Genomic DNA, 22,111 nt, shown 5'->3' on the forward strand with positions numbered 1-22,111 from the left:
AAACTAAAATCCGCACCAGCTCCTTAGCATCTGCGAACGCTCCGCAAGTCGACCCCCGCAATTCGAACCCAGTGGCGCGCGCGCAACGAATGACGACGAGCTTTGAAGATCAGAGCGTCAGGCCCCGGGAAGATCATGCATTTGCCTCAAATCGGACGGTTCATGCGCATCACGGCATTTGCGATGCTGATCTCGACGGCGGCGTCCGCGGCGACGGTGGCGCGCGAGGACGATCGCGAGCGCCGTGATGCCGTGCGTCGCGCGGTGGAGGCGGGCGACGTCCTGCCGCTGTCGCAGATCCTGCCGAGATTGCGCGGCCGGATCGCCGGCGACGTGATGGGAATCGATGTCGACCGCCAGCGTGGCCGCTGGCGGTATGAGTTTCGGGTGATCGGCCGTGATGGCCGCGTGCGCGAGGTCTATGTCGATGCGCGCAGCGGCGAGATCGAGCGGATCGAGGAAAAATAGATGCGTGTGCTGCTGGTCGAGGACGATCCGCGGCTGTCGTCCGACCTGGCGCGGACGCTGCAGGCGGCGGGCTATCTGGTCGAAACGTCCGACAACGGCGAGCAGGCCTGGTTTCTCGGCGACACCGAGGACTATGGCGCCGTGATCCTCGATCTCGGCCTCCCCGGCATGGACGGCCTGTCGGTGCTGAAGCGCTGGCGCGGCGCGGCGCGGCATATGCCGGTGCTGATCCTGACGGCGCGCGCGAGCTGGGCCGAGCGGGTCGACGGCATCGATGCCGGCGCCGACGATTATCTGCCGAAGCCGTTTCGCAACGAGGAGCTGCTGGCGCGACTGCGCGCGATCATCAGGCGCTCCGCCGGCCATGCCGCTCCGGTGCTTTCGTCGGGCGACCTGATGCTCGACGAGCGCCAGATGAAGGTCAGCCTGTCCGGCGTGCCGGTGACGCTGTCGCAGCTCGAATACCGGCTGATCGCCTATCTGCTGCGGCAGAGCGGCCGCGTCGTGCCGCAGCATGAGCTGGAGGAGAACGTCTACGGTCTCGGCCACGAGCACGACTCCAACGCGCTCGAGGTGCTGATCCGGCGCGTGCGCAAGAAGCTCGGCGCCGACATCATCGAGACCCGCCGCGGCTTCGGCTACATGATCCCGGAGACGACGGAATGAGGCTCGGCTCGCTGCGGCTGCGACTGGTGGCGGCGGGCACCATCGCGCTGCTGGTCGCGCTCGGCGTCGCCGGCTTCGGCATGGTCGTGCTGTTCAAGCGCCACGTCGCGCGCACGCTCGCCTCCGATCTCGACATCCACCTGCGCCAATTGCTGAACGGCCTCGAGGTCGATGCAGAAGGGCGCATCGTGGTCGCGCGGCCGCCGGCCGATCCGCGCTTCGTGGTGCCGCTGTCGGGGCTGTACTGGCAGATCTCGGACGATCACGGCCAGTTGCTGCGCTCGCGCTCGCTGTGGGACACCATCCTGCCGCTGCCCATCGACGAGCCCGGACCGAGCGACGTGCATCAGCATGAGCTCGCCGGGCCGGATGGCGAACACGTGCTGGTTGCCGAGCGCGGCATCCTGATGAATCCGGAAAGCCAGATCCGCGTGCGCGCGGCCGTGGCCTACGACCTCGACGGCGCCACCAGTGCGGTGCGGACCTTCGCCAAGGATCTGTCGATCGCGCTCGCCGTGCTGGCCGTCATCCTCGCCGTCGGCACCTCGGTTCAGGTCACTCTCGGCCTGCGTCCGCTCGGCGTGCTGCGCCGTGGCGTCGCCGAGATCCGCAGCGGCCGGCGCCAGCATCTTCCCGTGGACGTGCCGACCGAGGTGGCGCCGCTGGTCGAGGAGGTCAACGCGCTGCTCGATGCGCAGAGCCGCGAGATCATGCGCTCGCGCAGCCGTGCGGCCGATCTCGCCCACGGCTTCAAGACGCCGCTCGCCGCACTCGCGGCCGACGCCGCGCGCTTGAAGGAGCTCGGCCAGATCGAGCTGGCGCGCAATGTCGAGGATGTCGCCGAGGCGATGAGCCGGCAGGTCGATCGCGAGCTGGCGCTGGCGCGGCTGCGCGGCAAGGCTCGCGGCGGGCCGGAGGCCGCAACCGAGCTGGCGCCGCTGGTGAATGCGCTGCTCGGGACGCTCGGCCGCACGCCGGCGGCCGCCCATGTCAGCTTCGATGGCGAGGTGCCTCCAAGCCTGCGCGTCGGCATGGACCGCACGGATCTCGCCGAGGTGCTCGGCAATCTCCTGGAGAACGCCGCGCGTCATGCGGCGAGCACGGTTCGCATCGTCGCCAGTGCGACCCCTCTGATCGTCACTGTCGAGGACGACGGTCCGGGCATTCCGGACGCGAAGATCGGCCGCGTGCTCGAACGCGGCGGCCGCCTCGATGAGCAGGGGCCGGGCAGCGGGCTGGGGCTCGCGATCGTGCAGGACGTGCTCGAAGCCTATGGCTGGCGGCTGCACATCGGACGTTCCCAGCTCGGCGGCGCCAGGATCACGATCGCGCCGGCCATCGTCTCGGCGCTCCGCTGGTCGCACCCCGCGACGTCGCAGGCCACCCCGGCGCCGTCCATTCTGACAGCAGGCTGACATCCCGCGTCAGCGGCGCGACGCCCCCGGTCGGCTATTTCCTCCGGTCCTACCACCCCGCGCTCCGGCCTGCCGGCAGCGGGGGCCAATGGCCGAAGGAAGCTGATCATGCGCATTCGAAACTCCGCCAAGACGTATGGCTCCGTCGCGATCGCACTGCACTGGATCGTCGCCGTGCTGGTGCCGGCGGCCTGGATTTCAGGCCATCTCGGCGACGTGCTGCCACGTCCCGCTCATGACATGGGCCTGTTCATGCACGTCTCGCTCGGGCTGTCGATGCTCGGCTTCGCGCTGGCGCGCCTGGCCTGGCGCCTGGCCGATCCGCCGCCGGTGCCTGAAGCGACCAAATTCGGCGCGTGGACCGTTCATGTCGGCGAGATCACGCATCTGCTGATCTACGGCATCATGTTCGCCATTCCGGTGCTTGGCATCGTCACACAGTTTGCCCGCGGCTACGGCTTGCCGGTGTTCGGCCTGTTCGAGATCGCCTCACCCTGGATCGGCGACCGCGGCTTCGCCCACGACATGAAGGAGATCCACGAGGCGCTGGCCAATGGCCTGATGATCCTGATCGGCCTGCACGCAGGCGCCGCCTTGCTGCACCATTACTGGCTGCACGATCGCACCCTGCGGCGGATGGTGCCGGGACTGCGGTGATCGCGCCTGTCATCCGGGCCTGCTAGAAGGTCTCCGTCGAACACGCCATCGGAGGCCGCCATGCCGGCAACGCCGCACATCGAAAAGCACTTCACCGCGTCGGAGGTCGTCCGCGACGTCGTCATCGGCATGGCCGACGGCCTCACCGTGCCGTTCGCGCTCGCCGCCGGTCTTTCGGCGGCGGTCGCCAGGACCGACGTGATCGTCACGGCCGGCCTCGCCGAGGTCGTCGCCGGCGCGATCGCGATGGGGCTCGGCGGCTATCTCGCCGCCCGCTCCGACGCAGAGCACTACGCCGCCGAGGAGAAGCGGGAGCACGACGAGATCGAGAAGCTCCGCGGTCGCGAGGTCGAGGAGGTCGCGGCGATCTTTCGCGGCTATGGTCTCGAAGGCCAGGCCTTGACCACCGTGGTCGACGCCATCGCGTCCGATCGCAAGCGGTGGGTCGACTTCATGATGCGCTTCGAGCTCGGCCTCGAACGCCCGGATCCGAAGCGCGCGCCGGTCAGCGCGGTGACCATCGGCGGCTCCTACGTGATCGGCGGCCTGATCCCGCTGATCCCCTACATGCTGGCGGCCGACATCTCGTCGGCGCTCCGCATCTCCGTGATCGCCACTGGCATTGCGCTCTTGATCTTCGGCGCCATCAAGGGCCACTTCACCGGCGTCAACAAGATCAAGTCTGCGCTGCAGACCGCCCTCGTCGGCGGCCTCGCCGCCGGCGCCGCGTTCTGGCTGGCGCATCTGTTCGGGTGAGGTGGAGCGGGATTGCGGTCTAGGCCGTTCGGACGAAGGTCACCGGGCCGGTCATGATCCCGTCACCCGAGCTGTAGGGTGGGCAAAGAGGCGTACGCGGCAACGCCGCGTCGCATCGGGCCCACCGCGCGTTTCGAGCGGTGGCGATGGTGGTCACGCGCCGCTTTGCCAGCAGCGTCAAGATTGATGGCACGCTGAACTAACAACCTGCCGTAGGGTGGGCAAAGGCGCGCCGGGATGCGGCCTTGTCGGGCGAGCTTTCACGCGCGCCGTGCCCACCGCCTACACCCAGCGCCACCGATGGTGGGCACGCGCCGCCCTTGGCGTCGCTTTGCCCACCCTACGGCAGCGTTGTCTGTGACAAAGAGCTTTAGGCTCGCCGAGTTCGAGACTGTTGGTGCTCTGCGGATCTGGACGTCCTGACGACGGCGTTGGGTTGAGACCATGCGTCAGCCTTGAACCAGCATAGCTCACCTTTAGGCCAGAATCTGACGTTCCATCCAATTGGCCGTTGCGGGGAGTTATGGTAGTCGGTTTGGGTGAGCAAGACCCTGACCCCGACCAAAGCAAGAGACCTCGCGATCCGCCTCGCATCTGCTCGCCCTGACGAAGCGCTAAGCGTCGCAAGGGGGATAGAAGCACCTTGGTTCAGGTGTCAGGCGTTATCTCACGTCGCACGCCATTGGCCCGATGAAAGGTATAGCCGCCTCCTTGAAGAGGCGATTCTGGCAGCCGACTGTCAGGAGGATATTTTCAATCGTGTAGCCGTCTCGGCATGGCCGATCAGGGCATACCTCGAGCGCGGCAACGGGCCACCCGCCAAAGAACTTCTCACAAAGTATGTCGCTGCCTCCAGCGCCATTGAAAACATGGGGAGTCGTTCAGAGGCGCTGTTTTCCATATTTCAAGCGTCAAAGCCCTTCGACACCGGGTTATGGCGCCCTGTATTTTGGGCTTTGGTGGCAGCAGCGGAGCCTGCTCTTTCCTGGCGTCAGCTTAGAAACCTGAGGGACGCCGTCGCAATGGTTGCCTCCGATCACGATGAATTGGTGCATCAGGTATTTGAGAAGCTTTCTGAACCGAAAAATCTTTCGACCGTGAGACGCTACCTCGGCCAACATATCAAGCAGCAGCCGCGCTCCTATTTCTGAGTCATGAGCCGCCGAAGCTAGCTGCGATCGCCTGCTTTTCGTGGAGCAAGAGAGGGTCACCTGACGACGCGGATACCGAAACCCGCCGCGCCTGCGGATGAAGCCCGCCTGGACGTGGCCGCGCCGGCAGACCCTTTCGGATTGGTCAGCCTCATGTCATGATGGCTGATGATGCGCGCGCTTCTCCTCATGACTTCAATCATCGTGCTTGCAACCGCTCCAGCCGCGGCTCAGCGGTTCGATGGCAATGATCCGGTGTGCCTCCAGACATGGGACTGGGGCGGGTCCAGCACGATCGCGTGCCAGTACAGGTCGTGGGAGGCGTGCAGAGCGGGGGCCGCGGGCCTTTCGGCCATGTGCTTGCCGAACCCCTATGCACAGCGCCCGCCTGAGCCGAGCCGCCGTCGGCCTCCCCGGTAGGCGCTGATTGTGGTCTGACAAGACCCCGATCTTCGACGGAGCGGCCATCGTCGGAGCCGACCAAAAGGTTCGAGATGAGCCAGGAGCGGCCACGCGTTGTTCCTCAAACTGGGGGCGTACTTGCCAAGCTCGATAGTGCCCGCTATCGTCAACTCCAACATCAAGAGTTGGGCCGACGCCCAGCGCCAACCTGCTCCCCGAGCAAGGTGGCTTTCTTCCTTCGGAAGAAGATGTGGCCGGTCCGGCAACTAAACGGGACAAGCCACCACGGCGTCATGCGCTCATCTCTTCGAAGAAGGGGACGAGAATGACTGTCGATCGAATCGAAATTGAGCTGGCCGATGCAAGGTCCCCGGACCTGATTAATCTCGTAACCGCGCTGGACGATTTCTTAAACAAGGTCTGCGGGGTGGAGAGGAATCACGGCTCTCCAATTGATCGGCTAGCGCACGACGACACGCAAATGTTTATCGCGCGGATTGCCGGACAAGCCGTTGGCTGTGCAGGGCTGCAGGTGTTCGCGGATGGTACCGGGGAGGTGAAGCGCATGTATGTCGTCACCGAGGCTCGGACAACTGGAATAGGCAGCAGGCTCCTGACGCGCGTTGTGGAAGCGGCCTTGACCGCCAAGCTGTCGGTTCTGCGGCTGGAAACCACGGAATTTCTTCCCGATGCCCAGAGGCTCTATCGGGCGAAGGGGTTCGTTCCGTGCCCAGCGTATGGCCCTTACGTTTCCAACCCGATCAATTTGTACTTCGAGAGATGGCTGACGAAATGATGGTCGAGGGCGATGTGACGACAAGGAATAGATGATCAAGTCTGCTTTTCGATCGTGTTGCACAATCGAGATCGCCTCTCAGACCAGCCTTACATGGGGTGGTTACTCCGCCATCGCTAGCATCCTACATGGTTGAGGTCGAGCATTCAGATGGCACGGAGATGCTTGTGTTATTTTTCTTGCATCGAGGAGGCACGGTTTGCTTTCGGAAAGCTCCCAAGGACAGAAGAGTTGATAGCGCGTGACGATCCTTACCTGTTGAAGAGGTTGGCGTCCTCATCGCCGCGTTGAATAAGGATGAGTAGCGATTTCTCACCAGCCGGTCACACAGTTTGGTCGTAAGGGAGTTCCGTTCGTTCCATGTCCGTTGTGGGCCAACAAGAGACGTCGCCATGAGGATGGTTGGCGGGTATCCAAAGAAAACACTTCAACAGGCGTTCTGCTTAATTCCGTTAATGATTAGTGTGTAGCAATCTGGTCAAGCTCGCAACGGGTGGGATCATCCTATGCATATTCGCCAGATTGTTTTCGCTGTCGTGCTGCTGCTCGGCGCTTTGGTTCGGTTCGAGCATGCCCAAGCTGAAGATGGCTTCCCAGCAGCGGAGTGGGAGCGCGTCACGCCTGCAGAATTGGGTTGGTCAGAAACCGGATTGACCCAAGCGCGATCCTTTTCGGATCAGATTCATTCGAGCGCGGTTGTGATCGTTCAGCACGGCAAGGTCGTGGCCGAGTGGGGCAGTACGACGAAGCCGATGGAAGTCGCTTCAATCCGCAAGAGCATGCTCAGCGCCCTGATCGGCATCGCAGTGTCGGATCACCAGATCAACCTTGACAGCACGCTTGGCGAACTTGGCATCGACGATAACCCGCCTGGCTTGACCGGGGTCGAGAAGGGCGCGACGGTGCGCGAACTCCTCGAAGCGCGTTCCGGGGTCTACCACGCGGCGCTCTATGAGACGCCGGACAATGCCAAGATGAGACCGCCGCGCGGCAGTCACCCGCCCGGCACCTTCTGGTATTACAACAATTGGGACTTCAACGCGCTTGGCACGATCTACGAGCACGCAACTGGCATCGGCCTCTTCGAGGCGCTCGACCAAAAGATCGCAAAGCCAATCGGCATGCAGGACTACCGGCCACAGGATGGCAGCTACGTCCGCGGCGAAGCGTCTATCCACCCCGCCTATGAGATCCGCATGAGCGCACGGGACTTGGCGCGTTTTGCACTTCTCTATCTTCACAAAGGCAATTGGGCCGGACACCAGATCGTGCCGCGGGAGTGGGTGGAAGAGAGCACGCGCAGCTATTCGAAAGCAGCGTTCGGGATGGGCTATGGCTATCTCTGGTGGATCGGCTTTCTGGGCGGTGACGTTGCGCCTACGGTGACTTTGCCCGAGGGCAGCTTTATGGCCCAAGGTGCCGGCGGCCAATACGCCTTAGTCGTACCCGCACTCGACCTTGTCGTGGTGCATCGTGTCGACCGCGATGCGCCGTACGTCGAACCTTCATTTCGCAACATGGCTAGGCTCTTCTGGCTCATCCTGAAGGCCGATGGCTATGATCCGGGGCCCGATGCCTCGCTCACCGCAGCAACCGGCGAAAGACCGACAGGTGAGACCCTGGCCGCAAAATTCAAGGGCAAGACGATCAGCTTCGGTCCGAAGCTCAAGAATGGTCCGTTATCCATGCGATTCGAGCCCGACGGCCGGATGACTTATCCGCACTGGGACGAGTCCTTTGGGCCTGCAACGGGGACATGGGCGGTCGCGGAGGATAAGCTCTGTATCTTGGTCTCGGCTGCTAGACGTCGTTGCTACATTCCAGTGCTGAACGGTGAGCAGATTGAGTTGTTCGACCAGCTTGGCGTCATGCAAATCGCCGGGGTGGCGCTGCCTCAGTGATCTGCATGCAGCAATCGGCTCGCGACGTCGGTTCAGGGTCAAAGCGGACGTGGCTTTGTCGCGCGCATTGGTGCTGACGTCCTGCATCCAGATCCTTCCTGAAGCACTGCGCAAATCGGAGTGCTCGGGTCGACTCCGGTCGCGGGCTCCCGCCGCTCCTTCGCCCGACCGGTGCAAGGGCAGTTGGACCGGCCACCCCGTCGAACGTGTGCGAAAAGGTGCTCGTCGTCGACTGAAAATTTCTATTTCGCGTTTCCAGAAAACGTGCTAGATCATCGCCATCCCGTGCTCCTCGAGAGGGGCGCTTCGCGATCGTCACGGAACGTTGGGCGCGGGATGCGGTGGCTGCAGGATGCCGCAGCGCGGGGTGACCCGCGCGGACGAACGGCAGCTTGCGGACGCGAAGTCGCGTGGTCCTGGCGCCCCGACGCTGGCGCCAAGTCCTCGGGCGACGAGCCCGAGGGCGACGGTGGCTCACAAGCCGGACACCGGGGAGATCGCGAAGTAAGCGTGAAAACCATCGCGCGGGGAATGCCGGGATGTCTCGGCTGAACCTGTGGTGACTGCCGCCTGCTTTTTTTCTGCAGGCGGGCCATGGGGGCGGCCAGCTCCCGGCATTCCCCGTGCCCTCTGCCTGAGGCGAGGGTGACACGACTGACATCACTCGGGCGTAAGACGCCGCGAGACCAATGATTCATGTCCTCATCGCGGTCCTGGGCATGCCGGCGGCTCGCTTTGGGAACCAAATTCCGCAGCCGCGGTTAGCCCTCACGCAGGAGGATCCCAATGCGCCGTCCCAAAATCCAGCCCATCCGCAACAAGCTCGATCTCACCGATCGGGTCCAGGTCCGCATCGTCACGCGGAGGCTGCGCGTCACGCCGGCCGAGTTGACCGAGATCGTCGGCCGCATCGGCAATTCCATCGCCGCGATTTCGAAGGAAGTCCATCAGCAGCGCGCCAGCAAGCCGGCCGTCCCCGCGGATGTGCCGCCCGCTGAGGTGATTGCGTCCGTTGCAGCCACGGAGACCGCTGCCGTCGAGGTCGTTGCGGCATCCGAGACGCATTAGACAGCGCATTGCCAGGGGGCAGCAATGGATCAGATCACCGACAGGGCCGACGCCCTGACGCAGGCGGCGTTCAACCTGCGCAAGGCCAAGATCAGCGAAGGCCGTCCGTTTCCGCTCGGCGCGACCTGGGACGGTCTCGGCGTCAATTTTGCGATCTTTTCCGCGCATGCGACCAAGGTCGAGCTGTGCCTGTTCGACGACACCGGCGAGACCGAACTCGAGCGCATCGAGCTGCCGGAATACACCGACGAGGTGTGGCACGGCTATCTGCCGACCGCCCGTCCCGGCACGGTGTACGGCTATCGCGTGCACGGACCCTACGAGCCCGACGCCGGCCACCGCTTCAATCCGAACAAGCTCGTCATCGATCCCTATGCCAAGCAGCTCGTCGGCAACCTGCGCTGGGGCCCGGAGCTGTTCGGCTACCAGCTCGATCATGCCGACAAGGATCTGTCGTTCGACGGCCGCGACAGCGCGCCGTTGATGCTGAAGTGCCGGGTCATCGATCCCGCCTTCACCTGGGGCACCTCACGCAAGCCGGAAATTCCGTGGGAGCGGACGATCTTCTACGAGATGCACGTCAAGGGTTTTACCAAGCTGCATCCGCTGGTGCCCGAGGCCGATCGCGGCACCTTCGCCGGTCTCGCGCACCAGGACATCCCGGCCTATCTGCGCTCCCTGGGCATCACCTCGGCCGAGCTGTTGCCGATCCATGCCTTCATCGACGACAGCTATCTGGTCGACAAGGGCCTGCGCAACTACTGGGGCTACAACTCGATCGGCTTCTTCGCGCCGGAGCCGCGCTATCTCAAGACGCCGCTCGCGACCGAATTCAAGACCATGGTCAACCAGTTCCACGCCAACGGCATCGAGGTCATCCTCGACGTGGTCTACAACCACACCGCCGAAGGCAACGAGCTCGGGCCGACCCTGTCGTTCAAGGGCATCGACAATGCCAGCTACTACCGGCTGATGCCGGACCAGAAGCGCTACTACATCAACGACACCGGCACCGGCAACACCGTGAACCTGTCGCACCAGCGCGTGCTGCAGCTCGTCGCGGACTCGCTTCGCTATTGGGCGACGGAGATGCGGGTCGACGGCTTCCGCTTCGATCTCGCCACCATCCTGGCGCGCGAGCCCTACGGCTTCGACGAAGGCGGCAGCTTCCTCGACGCCTGCCGGCAGGATCCGGTGCTGTCCAGCGTCAAGCTGATCGCCGAGCCCTGGGACATCGGTCCGGGCGGCTATCAGGTCGGCCAGTTTCCGCCGGGCTGGGCGGAGTGGAACGACAAGTTCCGCGACACCGCGCGCGCGTTCTGGAAGGGCGACGGCGGCACGCTGGCCGATTTCGCCAAGCGCATCTCGGGCTCGGGCGATCTGTTCAACAAGCGTGGCCGAAGGCCCTGGGCGAGCGTGAACTTCATCACCGCCCATGACGGCTTCAACCTCAACGACCTCGTCTCCTACAACGAGAAGCACAACGAGGCGAATGGCGAGGACAATCGCGACGGCCACAGCAACAATCATTCCTGGAATTGCGGCGTCGAAGGGCCGACCGACGACCCCGAGATCACGGCGTTGCGCGAGCGGCAGAAGCGCAATCTCCTGGCCACGATGCTGCTGTCGCACGGCACGCCGATGCTGCTGGCGGGCGACGAGTTCGGCCATACCCAGAACGGCAGCAACAATGCCTATGCGCAGGACAACGAGACCACCTGGCTCGACTGGATGGGCATCACGCCGCAGGGCAGGGCGCTGCGCGAGTTCACGCGCAAGCTGATCGCGATGCGCAAGGCCTTCCCGATCCTCTATCGCAGCCGCTTCCTGGTCGGCTCGCACAATGAGGAGCTCGACGTCAAGGATGTGACGTGGCTCGATCCGTCCGGCGAGGAGATGACGACCGAGCAGTGGACCGATGATCACGCGCGCTGTTTCGGCATGCTGCTCGACGGCCGCGCCCAGGAGACCGGCGTCAAGCGGCGCGGATCGGACGCGACGCTCTTGCTGGTCTACAACGCGCATTACGACGTCGTGAACTTCACGCTGCCGTCCGTGCCCGAGGGCCACAACTGGCTGGCGCTGATCGATACCAACCAGCCGGATGCACAGCCGCAGTCGTTTCCGTTTGGCCACGTCTACGCGGTGACCGGGCGATCGCTGCTGGCCCTCGGCCTGTCCTCGGAGCAGCAGCCGATGCGCAGCCTGCGCCACGGCCTCGGCGCCCTGCTGGACATCGCGGAGGCGCCGCTGGGGTAGGGCGGCGACACAGCCCGGCGCCGGCTTGTCGTTCGCGGGATGTCGTGCAAAAGCTGTCCGGGTGAAACGCCCGGACAGAGGTCAAGAAAAGCTCAAATGCGCACCCATTCCATCGCCGCCATTCCCGCCGACGGCATCGGCCCCGAGGTCATCTCCGAAGGTGTCCGCGTTCTCGAGGCACTCGCCAAGCGCGCGGGCGACATCAGCTTCAACGTCAAGACCTTCGACTGGGGCTCGGACTACTACAAGAAGCACGGCGTGATGATGCCGGCCGACGGCCTTACCGAACTCAAGAAATTCGATGCGATCTATTTCGGCGCGGTCGGCGCGCCCGACGTGCCCGATCACATCACGCTGTGGGGCCTGCGGCTGCCGATCTGCCAGGGTTTTGATCAGTACGCCAATGTGCGCCCGACCAAGATCCTGCCCGGCGTGGCCTCGCCCTTGCGCAATGTCGGCGTCGGCGATCTCGACTGGGTGATCGTGCGCGAGAATTCCGAGGGCGAATATGCCGGCATGGGTGGCCGCGCGCATCGCGGCCTGCCTGAAGAGGTCGGCACGGAGGTCGCGGTCTTCACACGCGTCGGCGTCGCCAGAATCATGCGCTACGCGTTCAAGCTGGCGCAGTCGCGGCCGCGCAAGTTCCTCACCGTCGTCACCAAGTCGAATGCGCAGCGCCACGGCATGGTGATGTGGGACGAGATCGCCGCCGAGGTGGCGCGGGAATTCCCCGACGTGACCTGGGACAAGATGCTGGTCGACGCGATGACCGTGCGCATGACCCTGCAGCCGAAGAGCCTCGACACCATCGTCGCGACCAACCTGCATGCCGACATCCTGTCCGATCTCGCCGGCGCGCTCGCCGGCAGCCTCGGCGTGGCGCCGACCGGCAACATCGATCCGGAGCGGCGCTTCCCGTCGATGTTCGAGCCGATCCACGGCTCGGCGTTCGACATCACCGGCAAGGGCATCGCCAATCCGGTGGCGACGTTCTGGACCGGCGCGCAGATGCTCGAGCACCTCGGCGAAAAGGACGCGGCCGTCAGGCTGATGGCTGCGGTCGAGAAGGTCTGCGCAGCCGGCATCCTCACCCCCGACGTGGGCGGCAAGGCGACGACCAAGGAGGTGACCGACGCCGTCATCGACGCGATCCACGGCTCCAACGTCTGAGGCGTGCCACTCTCTTGCACAATTTCGGCGTGTTCCGCGTCGCGCTTGCAATGGACGCTGCGGGGCGTATATCAGCGCTTCCGCTGCGTCAGCGCATGCTAATCACATGCATGTCATAGTGACGCGAGACACGGACTTAAGTGGCCTGGGCTTCAGGAGAAAGGACACATCATGCGTCGTCACCGTCGAGCCAAGATCGTCGCGACTGTCGGTCCCGCGAGCAATTCTCCGGAGATGCTGAAAGCGCTGTTCCTCGCCGGTGTAGACACATTTCGTCTCAATTTCAGTCACGGCACGCAGGCCGATCACGCCAGGGTCCATGCCGCGGTCCGCGCCCTCGAGAAGGAGGTGCAGCGGCCAATCGGCATCTTGATGGATCTGCAGGGTCCGAAGATTCGTGTCGGCACGCTGCGCGACAAGAAGATCCAGGTCGAAGCCGGCGAGACGATTCGGTTTGTCCTCAACGGGACCGAGGGCGACAAGACGTCGATTCCGTTGCCACATCCGGAGATCTTTGCGGCGGTGGCGCCCGGTCACGATCTTCTGATCGATGACGGCCGCGTGCGGGTGCGCGTCATGGGCCTCGGCGACGACTGGATCGAAGCCAAGGTGATCGTCGGCGGCGCGATCTCCAATCACAAGGGCGTCAATCTGCCGGGCACGATTCTGGAGCTGTCGCCGCTGACGGCCAAGGACCGCTCCGATCTTGCCTTTGGGCTCGACCTCGGCGTCGACTGGGTGGCGCTGTCGTTCGTGCAGAAGCCGTCCGACGTGCTGGAGGCGAGGGGCCTGATCAATGGCCGCGCCGGCATCATGTCCAAGATCGAGAAGCCGGCGGCGCTGGAGCGCATCGACGACATCATCCAGCTGTCGGACGCGATCATGGTCGCGCGCGGCGATCTCGGCGTCGAGATTCCCAACGAGGACGTGCCGGGCAAGCAGAAGGAGCTGGTGCGCGCCTGCCGGCTCGCGGTGAAGCCGGTGATCGTCGCGACGCAGATGCTGGATTCGATGGTCGCGACGCCGACGCCGACCCGCGCCGAGGTCTCCGACGTCGCGACCGCGATCTATGACGGCGCCGACGCGGTGATGCTGTCGGCGGAATCGGCCAGCGGGCAATACCCGCGCGAGGCGGTCGCGATGATGGACAGCATCATCAAGGCAACCGAGGGCCACAAGATGTACCGCTCCATCGTCGAGGCGACGCAGCCGGGCGAGGAGCAGACCGCACCGCATGCGGTGGCGACCGCCGCGGCCGACCTGGCGTCGGCGATCCACGCCAGGGCGATCGTGGCCTATACGTCGAGCGGAACTTCGGCCTCCCGCGTTGCGCGCAAGCGGCCGAGCCTGCCGATTCTGGCGATCACGCCGAACGAGGACACCTCGCGGCGCATGTGCCTGTTGTGGGGCGCGCACAGCGTGCTGTCGCAGGACGTGCAGAACTACGAGGAAATGGTCGGGCGCGCGACCTTCTTTGCCATGCAGGAGGAGTTCGCGGAAGCCGGCGACCTGCTCGTCGTCGTCGCCGGCATCCCGTTCGCGCAGGCCGGCACCACCAACAATCTGCGCGTCGTCACCATGCCGAGATAGGAGGCCGATTTTCCCTGTTCGCGCCGCCCGCCTGTCGCCTGATTGTCGCACCCCGCTGGTATCGCGGGGCAGTGACGAGGGACGTCGCGAGTCGTCGCACGAGCGGTGTCCGGTCGCGGTCCGGCAGGATGGGTTCTGCCGATGCGGCCGTTCGTCATCGCGGTGTCATCAGGGGCTGTTAGGTGGGCGCGCATGGGACTTGAGACTGCTGGTGAAGAAAGCCCGGCTCGGCGCTTTCGGACGTTGTTCATCTCGGACGTTCATCTCGGAGCCCGCGGCTCGCAGGCCAATCTCCTGGTCGATTTCCTGCGCCACCATGATGCCGATACGATCTATCTGGTCGGCGACATCATCGATGGCTGGGCGCTCAAATCGAGCTGGCATTGGCCGCAGTCGCATAACGACCTGGTGCAGAAGATGCTGCGCAAGGCGCGCAAGGGCGCCAAGGTCGTTTACGTCCCCGGCAATCACGACGAGTTCCTGCGCGGCTACTACGGCACGCATTTCGGCGGCATCGACGTCGTCGAGAACATCGTGCACACCGGCACCGACGGCAAACGCTATCTCGTCATTCACGGCGACATCTTCGATCTGGTCGTGCAGAACGCGCGCTGGCTCGCCCATCTCGGCGACAAGGCCTACGATTTTGCGATCCAGATGAACCGGCTGGTCAACTTCTTCCGCCGCATGTTCGGCGTGCCCTATTGGTCGCTGTCGCAATGGGCCAAGCAGAAGGTCAAGAACGCGGTGAACTATATCGGCGCGTTCGAGACGGCACTGGCCTCCGAGGCGCGCCGGCATGGCGCTGACGGCGTGATCTGCGGCCACATCCATTGCGCCGTCATCCGCGACCAGGACGGCATCCGCTACATGAATTGCGGCGACTGGGTCGAAAGCTGCACGGCGCTGGTCGAGCACGAGGACGGCCGCTTCGAGATCCTCACCTGGACCGATCCGCAGCGGCAGCCGGCGCCGGTTCCGCAACTGGCCGCCCGCGCCGCCTGACACCGGCTCCCTTGCCTCTCGGCAATCGGGCGCGGTAAAATAGGGGTATGACAGCTCATTCCCCGATCCTGCCCGTGACCGCCGCCGACATCGATGCGGCGGCACGCGTCCTCGCGCCCGTGGCCGTGCGGACCACGCTGCTGCCGGCTCCCGTGCTCAGCGAGCGCTTCAAAGCGAACGTTTTCGTGAAGCCGGAGGTGCTGCAGCGGACCGGCTCGTTCAAGTTCCGCGGCGCCTACAACAAGCTGGCGTCGATCCCGCAAGCAGCGCGCGGCAACGGCGTCGTCGCATTCTCCTCCGGCAATCATGCGCAGGGCGTCGCCCATGCCGCCACATTGCTGGGCATGGACGCCACGATCGTGATGCCCTCGGATGCGCCGGTGGCCAAGCGCGAGCGCACCAAGGCGTTCGGTGCCGACGTCGTGCTCTATGATCGCGACCGCGAGGACCGCGAAGCGATCGCGCGCGGCATCGCTGCAAAGCGCGGCTCGACGGTGGTGCCGCCCTATGACGATCCCTTCGTCATCGCCGGGCAGGGCACCGTTGGCCGCGAGATCGCCGACGACCTTGCTGCGCTCGGCCTGTCACCGGATCTGGTGATTGTGCCTGCTTCCGGCGGCGGGCTGCTTGCCGGCGTCTCGACCGCGGTGAAGGCGCGATATCCGCAGACGCAGATGATCGTTGCCGAGCCAAGCGGCTTCGACGACCATGCGCGCTCGCTGCGGGCCGGTCACCGCGAGGCCCACGATGCAAAGGGCCGGACCATCTGCGACGCGCTGATGGCGGCGATTCCGGGCGAGATCACCTTCGCGATCAACAGCCAACTTCTGTCGGCTGCGGTCGAGGCCTCGGATGAGGAGGTGGGGCGGGCGGTCGGCTTTGCCTTCCGGGAGCTGAAGCTCGTGGTCGAGCCCGGCGGGTCGGTCGGGCTCGCGGCATTGCTGGCCGGCCGGCTGGACGCGGCGGGCAAGACTGTGGTGATCGTGCTCTCCGGCGGCAATGTCGACGCTGAGCTCTACGCCCGGCTGATTGCCTGACGATCAAGCCTCAGCGAAAGCCGAGGCCGCCTCTTGCCGATCCTCCACCACCCATCCGCAGTCCGGACTGCGCGATGTGCGGCGCGCCCCGCGTCAGGCCGCCCTGCATCCCGCCTTGACCCCGCGCCATCGACGGATGCGACGCGTTGATGTTCGGCTTGAACGGTCCGGAATTGCCGGGGAAGGGACGCCGGACCTCGCGGGTGTCGAATGGCCGACCAGGACTGCGCTTCAGTGGGTCGCGCTGGATTTTCGTAGTCACGGGCGGATTTGCCGGCGGCATGATCCTGTCGCGCAATTTCGTCTGAGAGATCGGCCCGGGATCGACGACCTTCTTGGGAATCGCGTTGTTGACGGCATCGCCTTTCGTGACGACCGTGGGCGGCAGCGGCCCGCGCGGCGGCATGGTGGTGGTCGGCAGCTTCGGCTGCGGGATCTGGGCGCCCGGATTGAACGGTCGCGCGATCGGCGCCAGTTGCGGTGGCATCATGAGGCGGCTCGGTTGCAGCACGGGGATGGGCCGCGGCTGTCCCTGCAGCCGCAGCGCGACCGGCGCATATGGACTGTCGGCATAGGATTCACGGAAGCTCCGATAGGCGGCCGGCGAATTCGCCAGTACGGCCTCGTGCCACGCCGCGGCCTGCACGAGGCCGGCGAGCAGGGCGCGGATGCGGTCGGCGAGCGGATCGCGCGGATACATCGCGATGAACTCGCGATAATATTGCGGACGGTTCTCCGACAGCACGTAGTCATAGGCCTGCCGCACGGACCGGCTGGGCAGGTCGGCCGCCATCTGGATCACCGGCGCATTCTCGGCAGGGCGCGCGGCCGCGACCAGCGTATCCCCGAAGAAGGTGAAATCGCCGGTGAGCGAAGAGCTTTCCCACGGCGTCTGCCGGCCGTCGGTGGTCTGGTTGACCTGCAGACGGATGCGCTTGAACAATTGCTCGATCGGCAGGTTCGGCTGTCGCGCGAGGTTGAGGAAGGCCTGCGCATAAGGGCTGTGCTCGCCGCGGCCGTCGAGCGCCTCCGCGCCGGGCGAGGTCGAGTATCCGAGGATGGAGCCGTTCGGCGCGTCGACGATGGCCAATCCGCGTCCGGCATCGTTGATGGCAGGGAATGGATTGTTGCGGCAGGCGTCCAGTACGACGATCCGCATGCGGCTCGGGATGGCGTCGAGCGTCGCCATCAGATCCACCAGCCGGATGGTCCCCGTCGTCAGGTCGGAGGGCGCCGAGATGCGGGCATCGATCGGGATCAGATAGTTCTCGCCCGCGAGCTGAACCCCGTGGCCGGCGTAGTAGACCATTGCCACGGTATTCGGGCCGTGTGCTGCCACCCGGCTCGAAAAATCCTCCACGACCTTGAGCATCTCGTTCTGCGTCAGGTCGGTCGCCGTGATCACCTCGAAGCCGGCCGAGTTCAACAGCTTGGCAACAGCATGGGCGTCGTTGTCCGGGTTCTCCAGCGGCGGCGCGTTCTGATAGCTCGCATTGCCGATCACGAGCGCGACGCGTGGCTCGGCTCCTTGAGGGATCGCGGCGGGCGTGTTGCTCTCCCTTGCCGGTGAGGGAGCTGCCAGCGCGCGCGGTGGCGCGTGAAGGGTGTCGAGCTCACTGCCGGCGGCGAACGCCGAGCCCGGGCCGACCCAGGCCATCAGGCCCAGCAGCGCGGACATGAGCAGGGATTTCCAGGCGGACGTTACAGCGCGAAATTTCGGAACGGACACGGCGTTCTCCTCAAGCATGCGCAAAGCGAATGGCTTGAGGAGCAGGCTACGCAGATCACGCAGTGGCGTACGTGATCCGCGTCACCCATCAACGCGGCACCCTTGGTGCTCAGTGATCGAGGTTCAACAGGAGGTGGCCGAGATGCTCTCGGCCTACGAGAAGAATGCGATCTTCTCAGGCTGGGTCATGCGACGGATCGGCGCCAGCGAGTCATTGGCGGGCGCCTGTGGCCGCTGCAGAAGGCCGTTCGACAGGAGTGTCGATCCCAGCGACGGCTCGTAGGCAGGCTTGGGCATCGCGGATGCGCTGGTGCTGTGAGCCGCGGCAGCGGTCGGGCGGACCTGCTGGCTCGGCGCAACGTCGGCCTGCGGGGCCGCTGCGGGAGATTGAGCTGCGACCGCAGCCGCCACGGCGGCCAGGGTCTCGATGGTGATCGCCTCCGGAAGCGGTGGCGATACGGGCGCGCTGGGGATTGGCGCCGGGACTGGAGGCGATGCCATGCGCGGGGCCGCCGTGGGCGGGGCCGGCATCGGAGGGGCAGACATCGACGGAGCAGACACCGGCGGGGCAGACACCGGCGGGGCAGGCATCGTGGGCGCAGCCGGAGCCGGCGCCGCCGTGGCAACCGGGGCTTCTGCCGTGGTCAGCACGAGATCCGGCTCCGACGGCGCTGTCTCGCTGAAGCTCGCGACGATGTCGTCGTCGACCGAGGTCGGCTCCTCAATGTCGAAGCCGAGCGTCCTGACCCGGCTGAACTCCTCGTCGTCGATCGGGTCGAGGACACCCATCTCCGCCGCGACCAATTCCAGAATAGCTTCGTCTTCGGCTTCTGCGGCGGCGGCGTCATCCAGGGCCGCCGCGGCGTGCTGCTCGATCTCGAGCAGGGCTTCGTCCACCGACGGCTCCGTCGCAGCTTCCGGGGGCTGCACCACTGCCGCAGTTTCGGCGTCAACGATCCTGGCGTCGACTGCTGCGGCCGCCACGATCACAGCGTCATCAGCCGAGGAGGTCTCAACCACTTCCATCGCGGCCACCGCCGCAACGAGCGGAATGGCGATCTCGAGCGCTGCCTGGGACGCCTCGCTCTGTTCCGGTGCAGGCTCCGGCTCCGAGACCACCATCTCGGCGGACGGACTTGATGCGACATCAGGCGCTGGCGAAGCGGCGGCCTCGGCCGCCGGACTGATCTCGTCGGCCGCAGGCGGAACGCTCGCTTTCTCCGCCTCGAGCTCCTTCAGCCGCGTCTTGATGATCTCGAACGCCGCAAGCAGCGCGACCTTGGGGTCGGCGCTCGCAAGCTGATCGCAGGCGGCCTCGATCGATGTCACCTGCGAATCGATCAGGTCACAGATCCGGGAATCGGCGCCGATCTCGCGCCAGCGCCAGGAAATCTCCTTGATGATTCGGATGCCCTTGCGCACCGGCGCCAGGTTCTGCTCGAGGGCCATGCGGTCGACCGCAGATGCGGCGGCCAACGCGGCGTCTTCGACCGTGGCGCGGATCGCGGCGAGCGCTTCGGGCAGCGCCTTGCTGTCCGCCTGCTCGAATTCCTGCTGCTGCTGACGCTGCGAGGCAAGAGCGTGCTCGATGCGGGCGACGGCGTCGAGCACCATGCTGGTGTCAGCATTGCGGTTGCGCTTGGCATATTCACCGAGGAACCAGCGGCCTCGGGACGTCTCCATGAAGGCGTCGCGGATCGCCTCGTAATCGGCCTCGTTCGGCTGAGCCGCACGGGCGGATATCGGCGAGAGGGCGAAGACTTCATCGACCATGGCAAACCTATCGCGCACATTGCTGCGCGTTGGCATAACGATCACCATGATATTGATCGAATCGCAATTGAATTGATGCCACTGTCCCGACAAATCTCCACCACATCGCCGGTATTGTCGCGCCGATTCGCGGACAGGTTGGGGCTGTTCTATGGCGCGGTGTTCATGCTGTCGGGCACGCATCTGCCGTTCTTTCCCGTATGGCTACGGGCGATCGGGCTGGATGCCGCATGGATTGGCGTCATCATTGCGGTTCCCGCCGTAACCCGCTTCACCGTCCTGCCGCTGATCACTGCGGTCGCCGAGCGCCGGCAGGCCCTGCGCACCGCGATGGGGCTGGCCACCTTCGCAACGGCATCGGGCTTTGCGGTTCTTGCCTTCCAGCGCGAACCCTGGCTGGTATTCCTGGTCTACGTGGCGACCTGCTGCCTATGGACACCCGTTGTCCCGCTGACGGACGCCTATGCGCTTCGTGGCGTGATGAGCTATGGCCTGAACTACGGTCGCCTGCGGCTGTGGGGATCGGCGGCCTTCATCGCTGGAACGCTGCTGTGCGGCGGGCTGGCCGATCTCGCGCCGTCGTCCGAGCTGATCTGGATCATCGTCTCGGTTGCGCTGTGCGGTGCGGCAAGCAGCCTGCTGCTGCAGGCGCTGCCGCCCTTGCCGCAAGGCGCCGGCCCGTCCCGGGACGGCCGCAGTCTGCTGGGCAATCCGAGCTTCCTCTGCATCATCGCAGCTTCGGCGCTGATTCAGGCCAGCCATGCGGCCTACTACACGTTCTCCGCCATCGAGTGGAAGGCGCAGGGCTTCAGCGGGCTGACCATCGCTTGGCTCTGGACCATGGGCGTGCTCGCCGAGATCGTCGTGTTCGCCCTGTCGCCACGGTTCACGCTGGCGCCCGCCAGCCTGGTCATGATCGGTGCGATGGCGGCCGTGCTGCGCTGGAGCCTCACGGCGCAGGAGCCGCATGCGGCGGGGCTCGCGGCGGTCCAGATCAGCCATGGCTTCACTTTCGGGCTGACGCTGGTCGGAACCATGGGGCTGCTGGTGCGCCAGGTGCCGGCGCATCTGACCGCGCGCGGGCAGGGCTATTATGCCGCCGCCAGCGGCGTGGTCGGCTCGGCGGCGTCGGCCCTCTCGGGGCCGGTCTATGCGGCCTATGGCCCCGGCGTCTACTACGTGATGGCTGCGATGGCCGGAGCGGGCGGCGCGCTGATGTGGCTCGCGCGCCGCGGCGTCTCGCTTCAGCCCCACAACGCCTGATCGGGCGGATAGACCAGGCTGTCCTCGTAGTGCAGGCCGTGCTCGCAATCCTCGGCGAGCAGCAGCGGTCCGTCCAGATCGACGAAACGGGCGAACGGCGTCAGCAGCATGGCCGGCGCCATCGACAGCGACGTCGCCACCATGCAGCCGACCATGATGTCGAAGCCGAGCGCGCGCGCGGCATCGGCCATGGCAAGCGCCTCGGTGAGTCCTCCGGTCTTATCGAGCTTGATGTTGACGGCGTCGTAGCGCCCACGCAGCGCGTCCAGCGAGCTGCGGTCGTGCACGCTCTCGTCGGCGCAGACGGCGAGCGGGCGCGCGATCCTTCCGAGCGCTTCGTCGTTGCCTGCGGGCAGCGGCTGCTCGACCAGCGTGACGCCGGCAGCGGCGCAGGCTGCGAGATTGGATTCCAGGACGGCCTCGGTCCAGGCCTCGTTGGCGTCGACGATCAGTTGTGACTGCGGCGCCGCGGCTCGCACGGCTGCAATCCGCGCCGGATCGCCGTCGCCGCCGAGCTTGATCTTGAGCAGCGGGCGGTGCGCGGCCTTGGCCGCAGCTTTGGCCATCACATCGGGGGTCCCGAGCGAAATCGTGTAGGCCGTGACGCACGGCGCCGGTGCGCGGCGTCCGAGCAGGTCCCAGATGCGCCGGCCGTTTCGTTTGGCTTCGAGGTCGAGCAGCGCGCAATCGAGGGCATTGCGCGCCGCGCCCGGCGGCATCGCCGTCTGCAGGGCGTTGCGGTCGAGACCAGAGGCGATCGCATCGCGCATCGCGAGCAGGGCGCTCAGCGCCGCATCGGGCGTTTCGCCATAACGCGGATAGGGCACGCATTCGCCGTGGCCAACCATCGTCCCGTGTCGCAGCTCCGCGATCACTGTCACGGCTTCGGTCTTGACGCCGCGGCTGATCGTGAAGCTGCCGGCGATCGGCCAGTGGCCGATCCGGGCGTCCAGTATTGGAAAACCGTTGGAAGTCATTTGAAAGTCTGGCGCTTTGTGAACCGGA

General features: G+C 65.5%; 19 protein-coding genes and 1 riboswitch. Of the genes, 16 read left to right on the forward strand and 3 right to left on the reverse strand.

Going from position 1 to position 22,111, the window contains the following annotated elements; translation table 11 throughout:
* Positions 1-162: 162 nt before the first annotated feature.
* The 15 genes from ACQR2C_RS09865 to ACQR2C_RS09935 all read left to right on the forward strand — a co-directional run bounded on the left by ACQR2C_RS09865 (position 163) and on the right by ACQR2C_RS09935 (position 16,341).
* Positions 163-468, forward strand: coding sequence for a PepSY domain-containing protein (locus ACQR2C_RS09865; RefSeq protein ID WP_315805353.1), 306 nt, complete (start codon positions 163-165; stop codon positions 466-468).
* Positions 469-1,134, forward strand: a complete 666-nt coding sequence (locus tag ACQR2C_RS09870; RefSeq protein ID WP_315805354.1) for a response regulator transcription factor — start codon at positions 469-471, stop codon at positions 1,132-1,134.
* The gene (locus tag ACQR2C_RS09875) at positions 1,131-2,549 is read left to right on the forward strand and encodes a sensor histidine kinase (RefSeq protein ID WP_315805355.1); all 1,419 of its coding nucleotides are present in this window, start codon (positions 1,131-1,133) and stop codon (positions 2,547-2,549) included. The genes ACQR2C_RS09870 and ACQR2C_RS09875 overlap by 4 nt, the downstream gene beginning before the upstream one ends.
* A 108-nt stretch (positions 2,550-2,657) precedes the next feature.
* The gene (locus ACQR2C_RS09880) at positions 2,658-3,206 is read left to right on the forward strand and encodes a cytochrome b (protein ID WP_315805356.1); all 549 of its coding nucleotides are present in this window, start codon (positions 2,658-2,660) and stop codon (positions 3,204-3,206) included.
* A 60-nt stretch (positions 3,207-3,266) separates the two neighbouring features.
* Positions 3,267-3,962, forward strand: coding sequence for a VIT1/CCC1 transporter family protein (locus ACQR2C_RS09885; protein WP_315805357.1), 696 nt, complete (start codon positions 3,267-3,269; stop codon positions 3,960-3,962).
* 539 nt (positions 3,963-4,501) lie between these two features.
* On the forward strand, positions 4,502-5,113 hold the full coding sequence (locus ACQR2C_RS09890; protein WP_315805358.1) for a hypothetical protein: 612 nt from the start codon (positions 4,502-4,504) through the stop codon (positions 5,111-5,113).
* Between the two features lie 171 nt (positions 5,114-5,284).
* The gene (locus ACQR2C_RS09895) at positions 5,285-5,533 is read left to right on the forward strand and encodes a DUF3551 domain-containing protein (protein WP_409997987.1); all 249 of its coding nucleotides are present in this window, start codon (positions 5,285-5,287) and stop codon (positions 5,531-5,533) included.
* Between the two features lie 152 nt (positions 5,534-5,685).
* Positions 5,686-5,795, forward strand: a riboswitch (SAM-I-IV-variant riboswitch).
* Positions 5,796-5,840: 45 nt separating this feature from the next.
* Positions 5,841-6,311, forward strand: coding sequence for a GNAT family N-acetyltransferase (locus ACQR2C_RS09900; RefSeq protein ID WP_315805359.1), 471 nt, complete (start codon positions 5,841-5,843; stop codon positions 6,309-6,311).
* Positions 6,312-6,817: 506 nt separating this feature from the next.
* Positions 6,818-8,212 carry a serine hydrolase domain-containing protein gene (locus tag ACQR2C_RS09905; protein WP_315805360.1) on the forward strand — a complete coding sequence of 465 codons (1,395 nt, stop codon included), beginning with the start codon at positions 6,818-6,820 and terminating at the stop codon, positions 8,210-8,212.
* A gap of 786 nt (positions 8,213-8,998) precedes the next feature.
* The gene (locus ACQR2C_RS09910; RefSeq protein WP_315804343.1) at positions 8,999-9,280 is read left to right on the forward strand and encodes a DUF3606 domain-containing protein; all 282 of its coding nucleotides are present in this window, start codon (positions 8,999-9,001) and stop codon (positions 9,278-9,280) included.
* Between the two features lie 24 nt (positions 9,281-9,304).
* Positions 9,305-11,539, forward strand: coding sequence for a glycogen debranching protein GlgX (glgX, locus tag ACQR2C_RS09915; RefSeq protein WP_315804342.1), 2,235 nt, complete (start codon positions 9,305-9,307; stop codon positions 11,537-11,539).
* Positions 11,540-11,635: 96 nt separating this feature from the next.
* Positions 11,636-12,709, forward strand: coding sequence for a tartrate dehydrogenase (locus ACQR2C_RS09920; RefSeq protein WP_434863769.1), 1,074 nt, complete (start codon positions 11,636-11,638; stop codon positions 12,707-12,709).
* Positions 12,710-12,880: 171 nt separating this feature from the next.
* Positions 12,881-14,299: a pyruvate kinase gene (gene pyk / locus ACQR2C_RS09925; RefSeq protein WP_434881022.1), complete on the forward strand. Its 1,419-nt coding sequence runs from the start codon at positions 12,881-12,883 to the stop codon at positions 14,297-14,299.
* 192 nt (positions 14,300-14,491) lie between these two features.
* Positions 14,492-15,304 carry a UDP-2,3-diacylglucosamine diphosphatase gene (locus ACQR2C_RS09930; protein WP_315804339.1) on the forward strand — a complete coding sequence of 271 codons (813 nt, stop codon included), beginning with the start codon at positions 14,492-14,494 and terminating at the stop codon, positions 15,302-15,304.
* 47 nt (positions 15,305-15,351) lie between these two features.
* Complete coding sequence (locus ACQR2C_RS09935; RefSeq protein WP_434881023.1) at positions 15,352-16,341, forward strand: threonine ammonia-lyase; 990 nt, start codon at positions 15,352-15,354, stop codon at positions 16,339-16,341.
* Between the two features lie 10 nt (positions 16,342-16,351).
* On the opposite strand, the gene ACQR2C_RS09940 is transcribed toward ACQR2C_RS09935, so the two are convergent.
* Positions 16,352-18,019: a caspase family protein gene (locus ACQR2C_RS09940; protein WP_434881024.1), complete on the reverse strand. Its 1,668-nt coding sequence runs from the start codon at positions 18,017-18,019 to the stop codon at positions 16,352-16,354.
* A gap of 204 nt (positions 18,020-18,223) precedes the next feature.
* Positions 18,224-19,843 (reverse strand): hypothetical protein, encoded by a 1,620-nt coding sequence (locus ACQR2C_RS09945; protein WP_316182976.1) that lies wholly within the window; start codon positions 19,841-19,843, stop codon positions 18,224-18,226.
* Positions 19,844-19,918: 75 nt separating this feature from the next.
* On the opposite strand from ACQR2C_RS09945, the gene ACQR2C_RS09950 reads away from it, so the two are divergent.
* A complete protein-coding gene (locus tag ACQR2C_RS09950; RefSeq protein ID WP_434881025.1) occupies positions 19,919-21,106 on the forward strand; it encodes an MFS transporter in 1,188 nt (395 codons plus the stop codon).
* On the opposite strand, the gene dgcA is transcribed toward ACQR2C_RS09950, so the two are convergent.
* Positions 21,088-22,083, reverse strand: coding sequence for an N-acetyl-D-Glu racemase DgcA (gene dgcA / locus ACQR2C_RS09955; protein WP_316239272.1), 996 nt, complete (start codon positions 22,081-22,083; stop codon positions 21,088-21,090). The two genes, ACQR2C_RS09950 and dgcA, sit on opposite strands and share 19 nt — an antisense overlap.
* Positions 22,084-22,111: the final 28 nt, after the last annotated feature.

Source organism: Bradyrhizobium sp. HKCCYLRH3061, from assembly GCF_051168015.1.
In the GTDB taxonomy this organism is placed as follows: Bacteria; Pseudomonadota; Alphaproteobacteria; order Rhizobiales; family Xanthobacteraceae; genus Bradyrhizobium.